General features: G+C 65.3%; 15 protein-coding genes and 1 pseudogene. 7 read left to right on the top strand and 9 right to left on the bottom strand.

What is annotated here, in order from left to right; translation table 11 throughout:
* Window positions 1-28: 28 nt before the first annotated feature.
* The 5 genes from ligD to IH615_RS17690 form a co-directional block, all read right to left on the bottom strand.
* Window positions 29-2,464, bottom strand: a complete 2,436-nt coding sequence (gene ligD, locus IH615_RS17710) for a DNA ligase D (RefSeq protein ID WP_291363934.1) — start codon at window positions 2,462-2,464, stop codon at window positions 29-31.
* A gap of 212 nt (window positions 2,465-2,676) precedes the next feature.
* Window positions 2,677-3,078 carry a VOC family protein gene (locus IH615_RS17705; protein ID WP_291363933.1) on the bottom strand — a complete coding sequence of 134 codons (402 nt, stop codon included), beginning with the start codon at window positions 3,076-3,078 and terminating at the stop codon, window positions 2,677-2,679.
* A 70-nt stretch (window positions 3,079-3,148) separates the two neighbouring features.
* Window positions 3,149-4,417, bottom strand: a complete 1,269-nt coding sequence (locus tag IH615_RS17700) for an RNA polymerase sigma factor (RefSeq protein WP_291363932.1) — start codon at window positions 4,415-4,417, stop codon at window positions 3,149-3,151.
* Window positions 4,417-4,788: a YciI family protein gene (locus IH615_RS17695; protein WP_291363930.1), complete on the bottom strand. Its 372-nt coding sequence runs from the start codon at window positions 4,786-4,788 to the stop codon at window positions 4,417-4,419. Before IH615_RS17695 ends, IH615_RS17700 begins: the two co-directional genes overlap by 1 nt.
* Window positions 4,789-4,906: 118 nt before the next feature.
* Window positions 4,907-5,830, bottom strand: a complete 924-nt coding sequence (locus IH615_RS17690) for an EamA family transporter (RefSeq protein ID WP_291363928.1) — start codon at window positions 5,828-5,830, stop codon at window positions 4,907-4,909.
* A gap of 94 nt (window positions 5,831-5,924) precedes the next feature.
* Between IH615_RS17690 and IH615_RS17685 the strand changes: the two genes are divergently transcribed.
* From IH615_RS17685 to IH615_RS17670, 4 genes are read left to right on the top strand one after another with little or no spacing between them, the layout of a single operon-like run.
* Window positions 5,925-6,986, top strand: coding sequence for an aldo/keto reductase (locus IH615_RS17685; RefSeq protein ID WP_291363926.1), 1,062 nt, complete (start codon window positions 5,925-5,927; stop codon window positions 6,984-6,986).
* A complete protein-coding gene (locus IH615_RS17680; RefSeq protein ID WP_291363924.1) occupies window positions 6,979-7,662 on the top strand; it encodes a fumarylacetoacetate hydrolase family protein in 684 nt (227 codons plus the stop codon). Before IH615_RS17685 ends, IH615_RS17680 begins: the two co-directional genes overlap by 8 nt.
* The gene (locus IH615_RS17675) at window positions 7,662-8,750 is read left to right on the top strand and encodes an AAA family ATPase (RefSeq protein ID WP_291363922.1); all 1,089 of its coding nucleotides are present in this window, start codon (window positions 7,662-7,664) and stop codon (window positions 8,748-8,750) included. Before IH615_RS17680 ends, IH615_RS17675 begins: the two co-directional genes overlap by 1 nt.
* Window positions 8,747-9,637, top strand: coding sequence for a transglutaminase family protein (locus IH615_RS17670; RefSeq protein ID WP_291363920.1), 891 nt, complete (start codon window positions 8,747-8,749; stop codon window positions 9,635-9,637). The genes IH615_RS17675 and IH615_RS17670 overlap by 4 nt, the downstream gene beginning before the upstream one ends.
* Before the next feature lie 130 nt (window positions 9,638-9,767).
* On the opposite strand, the gene IH615_RS17665 is transcribed toward IH615_RS17670, so the two are convergent.
* A complete protein-coding gene (locus IH615_RS17665; RefSeq protein ID WP_291363918.1) occupies window positions 9,768-10,604 on the bottom strand; it encodes a transglutaminase family protein in 837 nt (278 codons plus the stop codon).
* A 273-nt stretch (window positions 10,605-10,877) separates the two neighbouring features.
* Between IH615_RS17665 and IH615_RS17660 the strand changes: the two are divergent.
* Window positions 10,878-12,647 (top strand): annotated as a pseudogene (locus tag IH615_RS17660) (cation:proton antiporter); the annotation flags it as partial.
* An 849-nt stretch (window positions 12,648-13,496) separates the two neighbouring features.
* Window positions 13,497-13,925, top strand: a complete 429-nt coding sequence (locus IH615_RS17655) for an Rrf2 family transcriptional regulator (RefSeq protein ID WP_291363916.1) — start codon at window positions 13,497-13,499, stop codon at window positions 13,923-13,925.
* A 35-nt stretch (window positions 13,926-13,960) separates the two neighbouring features.
* On the opposite strand, the gene purU is transcribed toward IH615_RS17655, so the two are convergent.
* The gene (gene purU / locus IH615_RS17650) at window positions 13,961-14,815 is read right to left on the bottom strand and encodes a formyltetrahydrofolate deformylase (RefSeq protein WP_291363915.1); all 855 of its coding nucleotides are present in this window, start codon (window positions 14,813-14,815) and stop codon (window positions 13,961-13,963) included.
* A gap of 341 nt (window positions 14,816-15,156) precedes the next feature.
* Here purU and IH615_RS17645 point away from each other — a divergent pair, with 341 nt between their 5' ends.
* Complete coding sequence (locus IH615_RS17645; protein ID WP_291363913.1) at window positions 15,157-15,576, top strand: DUF2267 domain-containing protein; 420 nt, start codon at window positions 15,157-15,159, stop codon at window positions 15,574-15,576.
* Here the strand turns inward: IH615_RS17645 and IH615_RS17640 are convergent.
* Window positions 15,573-16,382: an ABC transporter permease subunit gene (locus tag IH615_RS17640; RefSeq protein ID WP_291363911.1), complete on the bottom strand. Its 810-nt coding sequence runs from the start codon at window positions 16,380-16,382 to the stop codon at window positions 15,573-15,575. The genes IH615_RS17645 and IH615_RS17640 overlap by 4 nt on opposite strands.
* 1 nt (window position 16,383) lies before the next feature.
* Entirely contained in the window at window positions 16,384-17,337 is a 954-nt protein-coding gene (locus IH615_RS17635) for an ABC transporter permease subunit (RefSeq protein WP_291363909.1), read from the bottom strand.
* Between the last annotated feature and the right edge of the window lie 122 nt (window positions 17,338-17,459).

The raw sequence follows: 17,459 nt of genomic DNA, 5'->3' as shown, positions 1-17,459 counted from the left end.
GCAAACACTAATCGCAAACAACAGTCATTCATGGCGCCAGATCCCGTGCTGACTCGTTAATGTCGGCCCAGGGGTCGCCCGTCGTGGTTAATAAACCCGGAAGCGTAGAATAATTCAGGTCCTCGGGAGAGTCGATGGACTCCAGATCGCGCCAGTCTATTGGCGTGGAGGCCGGCAGATGCGGCCGGGCGCGCAGCGAATACGCCGCCACCGCCGTCGCGCTGCGGGCATTGCGGTGATAGTCGATGAAGATGCGGCCCTTGCGGTTCTGCTCGCCCATGGTGGTGGTAAACGTATCGCGCCCGGTCCTGGCCAAGGCCACGGCGATGGTGGCGCAGGCGGCGTGAGCCTGCTTCCAGGTGAGTTTCTTGGTCGTGGGCACCACGATGTGCACGCCCCGGCCGCCGGAGGTCTTCACGAACGGCTTGAACCCCATACCTTCCAGTTCGCCGCGCAGGTGGACGGCGGCATTGACCACGTCGCGCCATTGCACGCCTTCGCCCGGATCGAGGTCGAAGATCACCCGGTCGGGCTTGTCGATATGGGCCACATGGGTGCCCCAGGCATGAAACTCGATGACGCCGAACTGGGCGAGCGCCAGATAGCCCTTGGCGTCCTCGACCGAGATATAGACCTGCTTCTCGCCCTCCGAATTCTGCGTTTCGAAGCTCTTGAGTGTCGTCGGCATGCCGGTGAAGGGATGCCGCTGGAAGAAGCAGTCATGCGGCTTGCCAGTGGGGCAGCGAAACAGCGAGACCGGGCGGTTGAACAGGTGCGGCAGTATGTAGTCGCCCACGGCGGCGTAATAGACCGCGATATCGAGCTTGGTCGGCCCGGACTTGCCGAACAGGCGGCGGGTCGGATTGGTCACCCAGATGCCGGCGAGGTCCGCGTCGGAGATGATGCGCCTGACCGGGGTTGCCATGGGGGTGGTCAACTCGGCCTGCCGCAGGCCCTTGAACACGGCATGGCGCAGCATGCCGTCCGTGGTCATGGTGGCATATTGCACCCGGCCGGTGAGGATGGGCCGGACTGCGATGATCTCCTTGGGCGCACCATCGAGCTTGTCGTCGATGCGCAGTTGCGCAAGGCGATTGACCAGCGATTTCATCGTCGCGGCATCGAAGCCGGTACCGACCTTGCCGCGATAGACCAGCTCGCCCTCGACCCATTCGCCCATGGCCAGCGCGCCGATGCCGCCATTGGCGGCACTCTCGCTATAGCCGGCGATGACGAAATCGCCGGTCTTGAGCGCCTTGATCTTGAGCCAGGTGGACGAGCGCCCGGCGGTGTATTTGCCGTCGGCGCGCTTGCTGACGATGCCTTCGAGCCCCAGTTCGGAGGCGTGGTCGAGCAGCGGCTGGCCATCGCCTTCGACATGGTCGGAATATTGGATGGCCGAGCGCGGCGTCACATGGCCCGACAGCAGTTGCGCCAAGAGGCCCTTGCGCTTGAGCAGCGGCACGGAACGCAGGTCCCAGCCATCGAGATGGAGGAGGTCGAAGGCATAGAAGACCAGCTTGTTGCCGGCGCCGGCGGAAAGCGCATCCTGCAGCATGCCGAAGCGGCTGATGCCCTTGCTGTCGAGCACGACGATCTCGCCATCGATGATGGCGGTCTTGCAGTTCAGTTCGGCAAAGGCATCCGGCAGGTCGCCATAGCGCTTGGTCCAGTCGAGCCCGCCGCGGGTGATGAGGCGCGTGGCGCCGCCATCGAGGAAGGCGAGGGTGCGGTAGCCGTCGAACTTGATCTCGTGCAGATAGCCGGCATCGACGCGCGGCACTTTTTCGGCTGGCGAGGCGAGCTGCAGCTCCATGGTCGGGGGCAGTACGGCCTTTACGGCACCGGTCAGTTTCCCCGGCTGCGGCCGGGTGGTCTTCTTGAGCGGCGGTGGCGGTGGGGCCACCAGTTCCTCGATGCGCCGGCCGGTCTTGACGCTTTCAGGGCGGGTTTCGAGGATGTCGATCTCGGTACTCATTGAGGTGTCCCGTTCCTTGAACAGGATCCAGCCCTCCTTGCCCTTGTCCTCGGGCTTGCCCTTGAGCCGGGCCAGCATCCAGCCGCCGCGCAGCTTTTCGCCGACCAGGCGGAACTTGAAGGCACCCTTCTTCAAATCCTCATGTGGATCGCCCATCGGCGCCCAGGTGCCGGTATCCCAGACGATCATCGGCCCGCCGCCATATTCGCCTTCGGGAATGACGCCCTCGAAATCGATATACTCGATGGGATGATCCTCGGTCGCGGCAGCGAAGCGCTTGTCGGCCGGGTTGAGCGAGGGGCCCTTGGGCACGGCCCAGCTTTTGAGCACGCCATCGAGTTCGAGGCGCAGGTCATAGTGGTCCGAGGTCGCATGATGCTTGTGCACGACGAAGCGATTGCTGCCGCTGCCCACCGTGCCGGCGGGCTCGCTGGTGCGCTGGAAATCGCGTTTGGCGCGGTAGGTTTTCAGATTGTCGGCGGCCATGGGGTGAGGTTAGCGCGAAGGGGTGAATGAAGGGCTTAGCAGAGTTTCCCGGCTCCTTCGCCTACTCCCCTCGCCGGATAAGTTGCCCGAAGGGCGGATGAGGGGGCATGCCGAAGCTGCAGTGCCAACCCCCTCACCCGGTTTTCCGCTGGACGCGGAAAACCACCCTCTCCCGCAAAGGGGAGAGGGGAGAACACCGGCGAGAGTGCCGATCAGTCCTGCTTCACGCTCTGGCCGATCGCCCAGGTCACGCCGAACGGGTCCTTGAGCTGGCCGTAGATGTCGCCCCAGAATTCGGTCTTGAGCGGCGAGGTGATCTCGCAGCCGGCGGCAACGGCGCGGTCCCACCACGTTTGCGCGTCATCGACATGGATATGCATGTTGAAGCCCTGCGGGGCGACGGGGGCAAAGCCATAATCGGGAAAGAAGTCGCAGACGAAGACCGGGCTGCCATTGATGTCGATCTGGCTGTGCATCAGCTTGTCGCTGTTTTCGGCAGGAATGGCTTCGCGCTCGATGCCGGCGAAGGCAGTCTTGTAGAAGTCGAGCGCCTTGCGGGCGCCATCGACATTGAGATAGGGCGTCACGCCGCCCTGGGGACGAAACTGGGTCATGGCTGGTCTCCTCTGTTGGCCATGCAAGCACGACGAGCGGCGGCGCGCCAGTTCGACCGACTACTGTCGACTATTTGGCCGACAGGGCGGGTGGCAGCGCCGGCACGGTTCCCAGGCGGTCGAGATGCAGCCGGATATGGGCCGCCTCGGCGGGCGAGCCGGCCAGCGCAATGGCGCGATTGAAGGCCTCGCGGGCGCCCGCAGCGTCGCCCAGTTGCAGCAAAAGGCCACCGCGCACGCCGTGATAGTAGAAGTAGCCATCGAGTTTTTCGCCCAGCTGCATGACCAGAGCCAGGGCGGCGGCGGGGCCGCGGGCCTTGCTCAGTGCCACGGCGCGGTTGAGCGTCACGACAGGCGAAGGCTGCAGCATTTCGAGCGTCTGGTAGAGCCGGTCGATAGCGCCCCAATCGGTATCGGCGGCGCGCTTGGCGCGGGAATGCTGGGCAGCGATGGCGGCCTGCACCTGATAGGTGCCCGGCGCCTGGTGGCGCAGCGCCTTTTCCACCAGGGCCCGCCCTTCGGCCAGCATCGGTCCGTCCCAGAGGCGCCGATCCTGATCCTCCAGCAGCACGATCTGCCCTTCGGCATCGAGGCGCGCCCGGTGGCGGGCGTGCTGCAGCAGCATCAGGGCGAGCAGGCCCATGATTTCGGGCTCGGTGGGGAAGAGGCGCAGCAAGAGCCGGGTCAGGCGGATGGCCTCGTCGCAGAGCCTGGCCGCGTCGGGGTCGGAATGGCCACGCGAATAGCCTTCGTTGAAGACGAGATAGAGCATCATCGCCACGGTGCCGAGCCGCTGTAGCCTGTTGTCGGCATCGGGCGCATCGAAGGGCACGGGATTGGCTGATATGCGGGCCTTGGCACGGGTAATGCGCTGTTCCATGGCGGCTTCGCCGACGAGAAATGCCCGGGCGATCTGGCGCAAGGGCAGGCCGGCGACGATACGCAAGGCCAGGGCAATCTGCTGGTTGGAGGGCAGGTCCGGGTGGCAGCAGATGAACAGCAGCCGCAGGATGTCGTCGCGATAATGCGATCCGTCCAGCCGCTCGGCAATATCGGCCTCGGCGTCGCCCGTGTCGGACAGATGCGCCTCGGAGGGCAGGGCGACATTGTTGCGCGTCCGGCGCACGGCATCGATGCCGCAATTGCGCCCGACGAAGACCAGCCAGGCAACGGTGTCGCGCGGCGGACCCTTGACCGGCCAGGTCCGAACCGCGCGCAGGCTCGCTTCCTGGAAGGCCTCCTCGGCGGTGTCGAGATTGCGGAAATAGCGCAGCAGGGCGCTCAGCGCCTGGGGTCGGGCGGCCATGAGGGCCGCTGCTATCCAGGCGTTGTCGACCATCAGCCAAGCTCACTGGGATGGAAGACGGCCACGGGACGGATTTCGTAGGAGCCCAGACCCGGATTGGCCACCGCAAGGTCCTTGGCGAACTGGATGGCCTCCTCGAGCGAGTCGCAATCGACCGTGTAGAAGCCGAGGAACTGTTCCTTCGTCTCGGCAAAGGGGCCGTCGATGATGAGCGGCTCGCCGGAATTCTTGCGCAGGGTGGTGGCCGAGGTGGTCGGCAGCAGGCGCGCGACCGGGCCGAGCTTGCCCTTGGCCTTCATGGCGTCTTCGACCTTGCCAAGACGGGCCATGACCGCATCGTCCTCCTCCTTGGTCCAGGTGGCGACGGCGTTTTCATCATTGTAGCAGAGGACGGCATAAAGCATTTTCAACATCTCTCATCATGAACATGACGAGCGACTATGCCCAAAACAGACGGCGGGTGAAGGGTTTTCTTACCTCGCTTCGGAGGGGAGAGGGAGCCGGGTCCGGTGGCCGTCAGGATCAAGCCACTGGCGGTGGGGTGTTCCGCGCAATCGTCACCGTGGCGCCGAGCGAGGCGACGATCACCGCCGCAATGCCGGCAAGCTGCCAGATGGTCAGCGTCTCACGCAAAATCAGGAAGCCCGACAGCGCCCCCAGCGCCGGCTGGCCGCTCATCAGGATGCCGAAGAGCCGCGAGGGGATATGGGGCAGGGCCACCATGTCGAGCGCGTAGGGGATGGCGCTCGACAGCAGGGCGACCCCCAGCGCAATGGGCAGGATGGCCGGATCGAGCAAAGCCGTGCCTGCCGTCGCGACGCCGAAGGGCAGGGCGATGATGGCGGCCACCGAGACCCCCAGCGCCGTGATATGCGGCCCGCCGCCGCTGCCGGCGCGCTGGCCGAAGATGATGTAGCCGGCCCAGCAGGCGCCCGCGGCCAAAGCGAACAGCACGCCGGAAAGGCCGATTTCGCCGGTCGATTGCCCGAGCGGCAGCAGCAAGACCAGACCCGCCACGGCCAGCACGATCCAGGCGAAGTCGAGCGGTTTGCGCGAGCCGGCCAGAGCCACGGCCAGCGGCCCGGTGAATTCGAGCGCCACGGCCACGCCCAGGGGAATGGTGGCCAGCGCCGCGTAGAAGAAAAGGTTCATCGCCCCCATGGCGCCGCCATACATCAGCACGGCGCGCCACTGCCTGATATCGAGCCGCTGCCGCCAGGGCTGGAAGATGACGAGCAGCACAATGGCGGCCAGCGTCAGCCGCAGGGTCGTGGCGCCGGCGGCGCCCACCAGCGGGAACAGGCCCTTGGCGAAGGAGGCCCCGGTCTGGGTGAAGACCATGCCCAGCGTGACAAGCGTGACGGAAAGAACGACGGATTGCGGCCGCAAGGGATGGGCTTTCGTGAAGACGGCGGTGCTGTAGCAGGGTTCGCCATACCATGTCACTTTCTCACCTCGTCCTTGGGGGGAGCGGTGAAGAGATTGACCCGACTCTCAATGCGCTTTAGCGCTATCGCGCTGGAACAAACGAGGAATGGCGATGGAATACCGTTATCTGGGCCGCTCCGGCCTCAAGGTCTCCACGCTCACCATGGGCACCATGACCTTCGGCGGCTCGGAAAGGGTCGGCCACACCGAACAGGCAGATGCCAACAGGCAGATCGATCTGTGCCTCGATGCCGGGATCAACCTGCTCGACACCGCCAATGTCTACAATGCCGGCGTTTCCGAGGAGATGATCGGGGTGGCGCTGGCCGAGAATGGCCGCCGGCAGAAGACGCTGGTTGCCACCAAGGTGCGGTTCAGGATGGGCGATGGTCCCAATGAGGCCGGGCTCAGCCGCCATCACATCATCGCCCAGGCAGAAGCCAGCCTCAAACGGCTCAAGACCGACGTCATCGACCTCTACCAGGTGCATGAATGGGATGGGCAGACGCCGATCGAGGAGACGATGGCGGCGCTCGATACGCTCGTGAAATCAGGCAGGGTCCGCTATATCGGCTGCTCCAACTATTCGGGCTGGCATATCAGCAAGGCGCTGGCCGCCGCCGGGGCGCGGCAGGGCGAGCGCTTCGTCAGCCAGCAGATCCATTATACGCTGCATTCGCGCGAAGCTGAATATGAACTGGTGCCAATCAGCCAGGACCAGGGCCTGGGCATCCTGATCTGGTCGCCGCTGGCCGGTGGGCTGCTATCGGGCAAGTATCGCCGCGATGGCGGGCCGCAATCGGGGCGGCATGTCGGTGGCCATCGCGAGCCGCCGGTCCATGACTGGGACAGGCTCTACGACATTATCGATGTCATCGTTGATGTGGCCGAGAAGCGCGGCGTTTCCGGCGCGCAGGTGGCCCTGGCCTGGCTGCTGGGGCGGCCGGGGGTGACCTCGGTCATCATTGGCGGCCGCAGCCTGGCGCAGTTCGAAGACAACCTGGCGGCGGCCGAACTCAGGCTGAGCGCCGACGAGCGGGCGCGGCTCGATGCGATCAGCCAGCCGCCGCTGCTCTATCCCTATTGGCACCAGAGCTTCACCGCACAGGACCGGCTGGGCAAGATCGACCTCGACCTGATCGGGCCCTATGCCGAGGAGTTCAAGCGTGGCTGATTTTTTGTTTGCTCCGCATAGTCCCACAACCATTCCCATCGCGCGGGGCGGGTTGTTCGCGGTGCGCCGCGTCTATTGCGTGGGCCGCAACTATGCCGAGCATGTGGTCGAGATGGGCAATGACACGCGCGATCCGCCCTTCTTCTTCGGCAAGCCGGCCGATGCCATCGTGGTGGGCGGCGCCGACATTCCCTATCCACCGCAGACGAACGACTTCCACCACGAGATCGAGCTGGTCGTGGCCATCGGCAAGGATGGCGCCGATATCGCCGCTGAAGATGCGCTTACCCACGTCTATGGCTATGCCGCCGGCCTCGACATGACCCGGCGCGACCTGCAGGCGGCGGCCAAGAAGGCCGGGCGCCCCTGGGACATGGCCAAGGGCTTCGATGCTTCGGCGCCAACAGGCACGATCGAGCCGGCCAGCGCCATTGGTCACCCCGACCGGGGCGCCATCACGCTCTCGGTCAACGGGGTGGAGCGCCAGCGCGGCGACCTGGCCGACCAGATCTGGGGCGCTGCCGATACCATAGCCTATCTCAGTCAATTCGTGACCCTCAGGGCCGGCGACATCATCATGACCGGCACACCGGCCGGGGTTGGCGCCGTGGTCAAGGGCGACGTGCTCGAGGGTCGCATCGAGGGCGTCGGCACGGTCCGGACGCGCATCTTCTGATGCCGGTCTGGTCACCCCAGCAGGATGCGGCGCTGGTCGCCGTGTCCAATTGGCTCAAGGACAAGAACGGGCCGCAGGTGTTCCGCCTGTTCGGCTGGGCCGGCACCGGCAAGTCGACGCTGGCCGTGCATCTGGCGCAGGATGTCCGCTCGGTCAAATATGCCGCCTTTACCGGCAAGGCGGCCCTGGTGATGCGCAAGCGCGGCTGCAAGGGCGCGCAGACCATCCACAGCCTGATCTATACGCTGGTCAGCGAGAAGGAGGGCGAGCCGCGCTTCGTGCTCGACGATGAAAGCCCGGCCGCCGATGCCGATCTCATCGTCATCGACGAAGTGTCGATGGTGGACGAGCAGCTGGGCAAGGATTTGCTCAGTTTCGGGGTCAAGGTGCTGGTGCTGGGCGATCCGTTCCAGCTGCCGCCGGTGCAGGGCGCCGGCTTCTTCACTGCCGACGAGCCCGATATCATGCTGACCGAAATCCATCGCCAGGCGGCCGACAACCCGATCATCCACCTCTCCATGCAGGTGCGCGAAGGCGGCTATCTCGAACGCGGCACCTATGGTGAATCCGTCGTGGTGGGGCGCGATAATGTCGACCGCAATGCGGTGCTGGAAGCCGACCAGGTGCTGGTGGGGCGCAACAAGACGCGGCTGCAGTATAATGACCGGTTGCGCGAGCTGAAGGGCCTGCCCTTCCATGAGCCGGTGGAGGGTGACCGCATGGTGTGCCTCAGAAACAATCCGCGCAAGAAGCTGCTCAATGGGCAGATCTGGATCGTCACCGAAGTCACCAAGCGCTCCAACGGCAAATATTCACTGCTGCTGGGCGCGGACGAGGGCAAGGGCGAGGCCAAGGTGCTGACCCACAAGGCGTTCTTCTCGGGCGAGGAAGATGCCATGGGCTGGCCGGAGCGCCGCCAGTTCGACGAGTTCACCTTCGGCTATTGCCTCACCGTCCACAAGGCGCAGGGCAGCCAGTGGGACAATGTCTATCTGTTCGACGAAAGCTTCGTGTTCCGCGAGGAGCGGGCGCGCTGGCTCTATACCGGCATTACCCGCGCCGCCGAAAAGATCACGGTCGTCTCGTGACCCTGCTCCAGGTGCGGCACGAGACGGTTTACCGCTATTCGCGGCCGGTCCGGTTCGGCGAGCATCGCATGCTGCTGCGGCCGCGCGACAGCATGGAGCAGACGCTCGAGAGCTTTGGCCTTGCCATCCGCCCCAGGCCGGCCTCGCTGCGCTGGATCCATGACGTCTTTGGCAACGGCATCGCGATTGCCGGATTCGACCAGCCGGGCGAGGAACTCCATATCGTGGCCAATATGGTGCTCGACCATACGCCGGAGCTGACGCCGGCCTTCGAGATCGACGAACGCGTCAAGAGCTACCCCTTCAGCTATGGCGATGTTGATGCCATCGATCTTTCGCCCAACCTGCGGCGGCAGTTCCCTGATGAGATCGAGGTCGACGCCTGGGCGCGGCGGTTCCTCGATCCGCGCGGCGTCACCAATACCGGGCACCTGCTGGCCAATATCACCATGGGCATCAAGGAGAGCTTCAAATATCTCCGCCGCCACGATCCGGGGACGCAGCGGCCCAGCCAGACCCTGGCGCTGCGCCAGGGGACGTGCCGCGACTTCGCCCTGCTGATGATCGAGGCGGTGCGCTCGCTGGGCCTCGCCGCCCGCTTCGTCACCGGCTATCTCTATTCCCCCGCCCGCGACGGCAATCACCGCGGCGGCGGCGCCACCCATGCCTGGTGCCAGGTCTATCTGCCCGGCGCGGGCTGGGTCGAGTTCGACCCGACCAATGGCATTATCGGCACGCGCGACCTGATCCGCGTCGGTGTTGCGCGCGAACCGCGCCAGGCCATCCCCATTGCCGGCACCTTCATCGGCCAGAAGGACGACTATCTGGGCATGGATGTGGAAGTGGTGGTCGAGCGGGTGGTCAGCCCGCAGGACGGGATGGGCTGAGACGGCCTCGAAGGTGCGTTTGTCGCCTCCCTCCCCCCTGAGGGAGGGGTCCGTGGGTGGTCCACCAAGCGCCCCCCACCCCGACCCCTCCCCTCAAGGGGGAGGGGAGGTTGACTGCGGCCAATTATGCCTAGTCCCGCGTCACGCTCACCGCGTCGGTGGTCCATTGCTCGTTCCTGTCGCCATCGAGCGCCTCGCTCCATACCGTGATGGGCTGGGGAACGACCTGGCCGTAGATGGTGGCAAAGGCCGTATCGGCGGCGTCGCGGCCGCAGCCGATGCGAACCATGCCGTCGAGCGCGGCCATGCGCGTGGGGTCGAACAGATACCAGCGGTCGCCCAGATAGGCCTCGAACACGGCATGGAAATCCTGCGGCTCGAGCTGCCAGGCATAGCAGGAGACGAAGCGTGCCGGGATGCCGAGGGCCCTGCAGAAGGTGATGCCCAGATGGGCGAAGTCGCGGCAGACCCCGGCACGCAGCGAGAAGGTATCGGCCGCCGTGGTGGTGGTGTCGCTGGTGCCGAAGAGGTAATCGACCTCGGCATTGATCCAGTTGCAGATTTCCACCACGCGGCCGAAGCCGGGCGCGACATTGCCGAACTGCCTGTTAGCAAAGCGCGCCAGCTGGTCGGACGGGCAATAACGCGAGGGGTTGAGGAAGGGCAGGGTATCGAGCGGCAGCGTCGCTATTGGCACCTCGTCGAGCCTGGCCGGCGCCTGGTGCAGCGGGTCCAGCTCGATCTCGGCGGCATAGCGCAGCTGCACCAGGCCCCTGGGCGCCGTCAGCCGCAGGTAGCGGTTGCCGCTCTCTTCCGAGGTCTTTTCGTCGGCCGCTATATTGGGGGTAATGGTCAGCTGCTCGCTGATCACGCGCTGCCGTCCGCCGCGCATCGCCTCGATATTGAAGATCAGCGTTGCCGCCTCGGCCACGTCGTAGCCGATCTCGCATCCTATGGAAAAGCGCACTGCTTACCCTTTCATGGTCCAGCCTCGACAACATCACGGCGGACCGGAGGTTCCAATCGGGATAGCATGCATCGTGGCAGACACACATGTCCGCGTCATAACAAAGCCAAACTTGAGGCCCCTGCATCGGCAATGGCGAAGCGGAGTTCGCCAAGTCGGTCATATTGCTGAGGTTTCGGTCGCGGGCAACGCTTGCGCATCGCCGTCCGATACCCCATCTTGGCCGTAGAGATTTCCCGCGAGCACCAGGTCGAACCACGCCACGGAGGCAATATGCACCACGACACCCCCCTGATCACAACGATCGTCGCGGGTCTGGTGCTGGCCTATATTTTCGGCATGATCGCCAACCGGCTGAAAATGCCGCCCTTGGTGGGCTATCTCTTCGCGGGCATCCTCGCCGGGCCCTATACGCCCGGTTTCGTCGCCGACCAGGCGCTGGGCGCCGAACTGGCCGAGCTGGGCGTAATCCTGCTGATGTTCGGCGTGGGCCTTCACTTCTCGCTCAAGGACCTGATGAGCGTGCGGGCGCTCGCCATTCCCGGCGCCATCGTGCAGATCGGCTTTGCCACCCTGCTGGGCCTGGGCCTGGCGCTGCTGCTGGGCTGGGGCGTCGGCGCCGGCCTGCTGTTTGGCCTCGCCTTGTCGGTCGCCTCCACGGTGGTTCTGCTCAAGGCGCTGCAGGACAAGCGCCTGATCGAAACCGAGCGCGGCCGCATCGCGGTCGGCTGGCTGATCGTGGAAGATCTCGCCATGGTACTGGCGCTGGTGTTGATCCCGGCCATTGCCGGCCTCAACGGCACCGATACGGGGGTGCATGATCCCTTCGTGTCCTTCGTCGAGCGCCTCATCGGCGACGAGGTCGGCATCTGGGGCGTGCTTGGCCTCACCATCGTCAAGGTCGCCGCCTTTGTCGGCTTCATGCTCATTGTCGGCCGCCGCGTCATTCCCTGGGCGCTGCATGGCACCGCCCATACCGGCTCGCGTGAGCTGTTCCGGCTGGCGGTGCTGGCCATTGCGCTGGGTGTGGCGCTGGGCTCGTCGGTGCTGTTCGGCGTATCGCTGGCGCTGGGCGCGTTCTTCGCCGGCATGATCCTGTCCGAAAGCGAACTGTCCCATCGCGCCGCGCAGGAGACGCTGCCGCTGCGCGACGCCTTTGCCGTGCTGTTCTTCGTGTCGGTCGGCATGTTGTTCGACCCCTCGATCATCATCACCGATCCGCTGCCCGTAATTGCCACGGTCTTCATCATCGTCATCGGCAAGTCGCTGGCGGCCTTTGCCATCGTGCTGCTGTTCCGGCGACCCGTGGCCACGGCCTTGACCATTTCCGCCTCGCTGGCGCAGATCGGCGAATTCTCCTTCATCCTGGCCAGCATGGGCGTGTCGCTCGCCATCCTGCCGCCCGAGGGCCAGGACCTGATCCTGGCCGGCGCGCTCATATCCATCGTGCTCAATCCGGTGGTGTTCTGGGTGCTCGACCTGCTCAAGCCGCGTTTCGAGGCCAAGGTGGCGCAGCGCAGGGCCGACAAGGCCGAGCGTGATGGCGTGCGGGTCGAGCCTACCGACGGGGCTGCAGCCGCCGAGGGCCCTGTCACCACCGACGCGCCCGGTGAAGCCGCGGTGGATCGCGGGGCGCCCGGCGCCGATGACGATACGGCCGAGCCCTCGCGCCAGGTCGGCCACACCGTGCTGGTGGGTTATGGCCAGGTGGGCCGCATTGTCGGCGCCGGCATCAAGGCCGATGGCGGCGGGCTCGTGGTGATCGAGGATTCCGACCATGACGTGGCGGCGGCGCGCGCCGAAGGGTTCGAAGTCGTGTTCGGCAATGCGGCCAGCGAGGATGTGCTCAGGCTCGCCAACCTGCCGCAGGCCCGCAACCTGCTGATCGCGATTTCCAATGGCTTCGAGGCCGGCTCGGTCTGCGAATCCGGGCGCAAGCTCAATCCGGGCATTTCCATCATTGCCCGCGCCTATTCGGAGGAAGAAGAGGCGGTGCTGCGCGGCCTGGGGGCCACGGCTGTCATCCGCGGCGAGCGCGAGATCGGCAAGGGCATCCTGACCTTCCTGCGGGGCGATGGTGGCAACCTGTCCTCGTCAGCCATGCCGGTGCCGGAGGAGCCCAGGCTGCCCGCGGTGGAGAACCTGCTCGAAAAGGCAGCCGCAGGCGCGACTGTGATGGCGGCGTCGGTGGCCGATGCCGCAAGCGGCACGGCTGCTGCTGCCGAGGAGGCCGAGGCGCCCGTGCAGCCGGAAGCAACTCCCGTGGGCGAGCCCACCGATCCGGTCATCATCGATGCCGTGGAGGCTGCGCCGGCCGAGGATGTCATCGCACTGCCTGGCCCGGTTCCGGCAGATGTGCCGCCTGCCGCAGCGCTGGAAACGGTCGAGGCGACCCCGGCCGTCGGCGAGGCGCCGGCCGAAATCGACGAGGTCGTGCCCCCCATGCCCGCCGAGCCAGCCGGCGAAATCGAGGCTGACATCGCCGCCGAAACCGAGGCGGAAGCAGCGGCGGAGACCAATGAGGGTGGCATTGCGCCGGCCGAGCCGCTGAGCGAAACCGAGGCGGAGATTGCTGCCGAAACCGAGGCCGAGGCGGAAGCCGTGGCCGGTGCGGACATGCCCGAAGCCGAACCGGTGGGCGAAACCACCGTCGAAACCGACGCCGAGACAGCGGCCGAAGCGGAGGCCGAGACCAATGAGGGCGGTATTGCCCCAGCCGAGGGCGAAGCCGAAACAGTCGAGAAACCGCCGGTGCCACCGGTGGTGCCCGAGCCGAAAAGCTAGGCTCTTGTCAAAGGCTTGCGGGCTGGCGCATAGATTTTGGCGGGCGGCCGGTCCGCCCTCGATCGCGTATGATGTGCCGGGCGGGTGCGTCGGGAGTGAGTTGGGTCGATGATCTCGCAAAAAGCCAAATATGCCCTGCGCGCGCTGGTCTCCCTTGCCCGGGCCGGGCGTGGCGAGACCATGATGATCGGCGAAATCTCCAAACAGCAGGCCATTCCCAAGAAGTTCCTCGAGCAGATCCTGCTCGAACTCAAGCGGGCCGGCTTCGTCGCCAGCCGCCGCGGCCGCTCGGGCGGCTACGAACTGCTCAAGGCGCCCGAAGAGATCATGTTCGGGGAAGTGCTGCGGCTGATCGATGGGCCGATCGCGCCGCTGCCATGCCTGAGCAAGATCGCCTATCGCAAATGCGAGGACTGCCGGGACGAGGCGAGCTGCGAAATCCGGCATGTCTTCGAGCGGGTGACGCTGGCAACACGGGCGGTGCTGGATGACACCACACTGGCCGATTCGCTGCGGCTGGAGGATTTGCCGGTTTAGCGGGCTTACCTCTCCCTTCGGGGGAGCGGTGACGATTACCCAAACACTACGGTCTTGCGGCCATTCAACATCACCCGGTTTTCGAGGTGCAGCTTGACCGCCCTCGCCAGGACCCGGCTTTCGATATCCCGGCCTGCGGCGACCAGATCGTCGGGGCTCATGGCATGGGTGACGCGGGCAGTTTCCTGTTCGATGATCGGGCCTTCGTCGAGGTCGGGGGTCACGTAGTGGGCGGTGGCGCCGATGATCTTGACGCCGCGCTCATGGGCCTGGTGATAGGGCTTGGCGCCCTTGAAGCTGGGCAGGAACGAATGGTGGATGTTGATGACCTGGCCGAAGAGGCGGGTCGAGAGGTTGTCTGACAGCACCTGCATGTAGCGGGCCAGGACCACTAGGTCGGCGCCGGATTGCTTGACCAGCGCCAGCACCTGTTCTTCCTGGGCGGCCTTGGTGTCACGGGTCACCGGCAGCAGGTGGAAGGGGATACCGGCATCCTCGGCAATTCTGCGGGTATCGGCATGGTTGGAAATGACCGCCGCCACCTCGGCGTCCAGCCAGCCGACGCGGATCTGGTAGAGCAGGTGCAGCAGGGTGTGGTCGAACTTGCTGACCATGATGACAATGCGCTTCCTGCGGGCTTCGTCGGACAGGGAGGTCTTCATCGAGAAGCGCTCGATGGGGGATTTGAGCGCCCGCTCGATGGCCTCGCGGCCGACACCTTCGGGGGCGGTGAAGGCCAGGCGCATGAAGAAGCGGTCGGTCTCGCGATCCCAGAACTGGTTGGACTCGGCGATATTGGCGCCCAGGGCCGCCAGCTCGGTGGTGATGGCGGCGACAATGCCCGGGCGATCCGCGCAGGACAGGGTGAGGACGAAATTGGCCGAGGACATCGCAAGACTCCGAAATCTGGTCAGCGGTATCAATGGCTTGGGCGGCTTCGTCAAGTGCGCAGCAAAAAGGGCCACCCCTGGGGGCGGCCCTTCCTGAGTTTCGGCCTGAGAGCGCAACGCGCTCAATCTCGAATGTTGCGTCAGGCGAGCCCGACGCTTCTGGCCTGGAAGGAGCTGCTAGCCGAGTGACTCCCGAACCAGCACCAAAAATCCAAGACCTTCTTCGAGCGCCGTAATCTCATAAGACATTGGATCACCTCCTTCACGTTGGTTGAACATGACATCAGCATGACATGTTTTTTGCCGAAGTCCAGACAGGGCCGTTCACGAATGCAGCCGCCATGACCAATCCGCGCGACGTCAAATATGCCAATGAGAGCATTGCCCGTTGGCAGGATGCGCTCAAGCAGCGCGCCATGCTGGCGACCCACAACATCACCTTTGCCTGCCTGCGCGGGTTCCTGCACGAACTGCGCGCGCGGCTCGCGCTGGCCGATATCGCGACGGTCGGCAATCATCTGCCGGCCGTGCAGCGCGGGGTGTTTTATCAGGACTGGACACCGACCGACCCGCTGCCGACGCCCGACCTCGCGGCTTTCGAGGCGGCACTCGCAGAGCGGCTGTTGCCGCATGTCCACATGCCCGAGGGGCTGGCGGCAGACATGCTGTGGCTGATCAAGACCGAAAGCGAGCCGTCCGACGCGGCGGCCATTCGCGCCGTGCTCCCTGCGCCGCTGGCGGAGGCCTGGGATCGGGTCTAGGCCCGTGCCTTCTTCGGCCTGCTCCGCAACTGCAGGATGGTCGCGGCCAGTACACCCAGGGCGACGATACCGATGATGATGGTGGCCAGCGCGTTGACGTCGGGTGAGACGCCCAGCTTGACCTTACTGAAGATCACCATGGGCAGGGTGGACGAGCCGGGGCCCGAAACGAAGCTGGCGATGACCAGGTCATCGAGCGACAGGGTGAAGCCGAGCAGCCAGCCCGAGACCAGGGCCGGGGCGATGATGGGCAGGGTGATGTCGAAGAAGGTGCGCAGGGGCGAGGCGCCCAGATCCATGGCGGCTTCCTCGAGGCTGCGGTCGAAATCGCTGAGGCGCGACTGCACGACGACGCAGACATAGGCGGTGCAGAAAGTGGCATGGGCAATGACGATGGTCAGCATGCCACGACCGCGTGGCCAGCCGAGGGTCGATTCCATGGCCACGAACAGCAGCAGCAGCGCCAGGCCGGTGATCACGTCGGGCATGACCAGCGGTGCCGAGACCATGCCGGAGAACAGGGTCCGGCCCTTGAAGCGGCGGAAGCGCACCAGGGCGACCGCCGCCAGCGTGCCCAGCACCAGGGCAATGGAGGCGCTGAGCGCGGCGATCTGCAGGCTCAGCCAGGCGGCGCCGAGCAATTGCGGGTCGCTGAACAGCTCGCCATACCACTTGGTCGAGAAGCCCGACCAGACCGTCACCAGCTTGCTCTCGTTGAACGAGAAGATCACCAGCGAGATGATGGGCGCGTAGAGGAACGAGAAGCCCAGGGCGGCGGCGATGGGCAGGAACCAGCCACGACGCATGCTACTTCTCCACCACGGCGCTCTGGGCGCGTTGCAACAGCATGATGGGCACGACCACGACCACCAGCATGGCCATGGCCACGGCGGCGGCGCGCGGCCAGTTGGTATTGGTGAAGAACTCGTCCCACAGCACGCGGCCGATCATCAGCGTACCGGGGCCGCCCAGCAGCGAGGGGATGACGAATTCGCCGATGGCGGGGATGAAGACCAGCATGGAGCCGGCAATGATGCCCGGCATGGAGAGCGGCAGCGTCACCGAGAGGAAGGTGCGCGCCGGACGAGCGCCAAGGTCGGCGGAGGCCTCGAACAGCGAGACGTCGAGCTTCACCAGAGTCGTGTAGAGCGGCAGGATCATGAAGGGCAGATAGGTATAGACGATGCCGACATAGACGGCGAAATCGGTCTGCATCATCACCAGCGGTTCGATGCCGAACAGGGCCAGGAACTGGTTGATCACGCCATTGCCGCGCATGAAGCCGGTCAGCGCATAAACGCGCAGCAGGAACGAGGTGAAGAAGGGCAGGATCACCAGCATCAAGAGGATATTGCGCCAGCGGTCGGACGACCGGGCGATGGCATAGGCCATGGGATAGCCGATGATCAGGGTAATGATGGTGGCAATGGCCGCGATGCGGATCGAACTCAGATAGGCCGCGACATAGAGGTTGTCGGTAAACAGCCGGATATAGTTGGACAGATGCAGCGTCAGCTGCACCGTGCCTTCTTCGGTCGAGAGCAGAGCCGAATAGGGCGGGCGGCCGAACTGCTTGGTGGCCAGCGAAATGCCGAACACCACCAGCAGCGGCACGAGGAAAAATACCAGCAGCCACAGCACCGGCGCGACCAGCACCAGCATGCGGCCGGTGATGCCGACCCTGGCCAGGCGCCGTTCCACCGCGTTCCAGGGACGCAGGCGGCGCGGTGGCGGAATCGTGGGTTCGTGGGCGGTGGTCATGGCGTTTGCCCCGGAGAAGATTCGGGATCGAAAGTCTGCGCCCCCTCCCCCTTGTGGGGGTGATTCAGTTGGTCACCGACGGACCCCCACCGTCGGTCCCTCCCCTCAAGGGGGAGAGATGC

Source organism: Devosia sp., from assembly GCF_014860165.1.
Lineage (GTDB): Bacteria > Pseudomonadota > Alphaproteobacteria > Rhizobiales > Devosiaceae > Devosia.
This window is presented reverse-complemented; position numbering and strand designations above follow the sequence as displayed.

What these genes read in the sequence shown, in the direction of transcription:
- ligD (WP_291363934.1), bottom strand. Translation starts at nt 2,464, where the DNA reads ATGGCCGCCGACAATCTGAAAACCTACCGCGCCAAACGCGATTTCCAG.
- IH615_RS17705 (WP_291363933.1), bottom strand. Translation starts at nt 3,078, where the DNA reads ATGACCCAGTTTCGTCCCCAGGGCGGCGTGACGCCCTATCTCAATGTC.
- IH615_RS17700 (WP_291363932.1), bottom strand. Translation starts at nt 4,417, where the DNA reads ATGGTCGACAACGCCTGGATAGCAGCGGCCCTCATGGCCGCCCGACCC.
- IH615_RS17695 (WP_291363930.1), bottom strand. Translation starts at nt 4,788, where the DNA reads ATGCTTTATGCCGTCCTCTGCTACAATGATGAAAACGCCGTCGCCACC.
- IH615_RS17685 (WP_291363926.1), top strand. Translation starts at nt 5,925, where the DNA reads ATGGAATACCGTTATCTGGGCCGCTCCGGCCTCAAGGTCTCCACGCTC.
- IH615_RS17675 (WP_291363922.1), top strand. Translation starts at nt 7,662, where the DNA reads ATGCCGGTCTGGTCACCCCAGCAGGATGCGGCGCTGGTCGCCGTGTCC.
- IH615_RS17655 (WP_291363916.1), top strand. Translation starts at nt 13,497, where the DNA reads ATGATCTCGCAAAAAGCCAAATATGCCCTGCGCGCGCTGGTCTCCCTT.
- purU (WP_291363915.1), bottom strand. Translation starts at nt 14,815, where the DNA reads ATGTCCTCGGCCAATTTCGTCCTCACCCTGTCCTGCGCGGATCGCCCG.
- IH615_RS17645 (WP_291363913.1), top strand. Translation starts at nt 15,157, where the DNA reads ATGACCAATCCGCGCGACGTCAAATATGCCAATGAGAGCATTGCCCGT.
- IH615_RS17640 (WP_291363911.1), bottom strand. Translation starts at nt 16,382, where the DNA reads ATGCGTCGTGGCTGGTTCCTGCCCATCGCCGCCGCCCTGGGCTTCTCG.
- IH615_RS17635 (WP_291363909.1), bottom strand. Translation starts at nt 17,337, where the DNA reads ATGACCACCGCCCACGAACCCACGATTCCGCCACCGCGCCGCCTGCGT.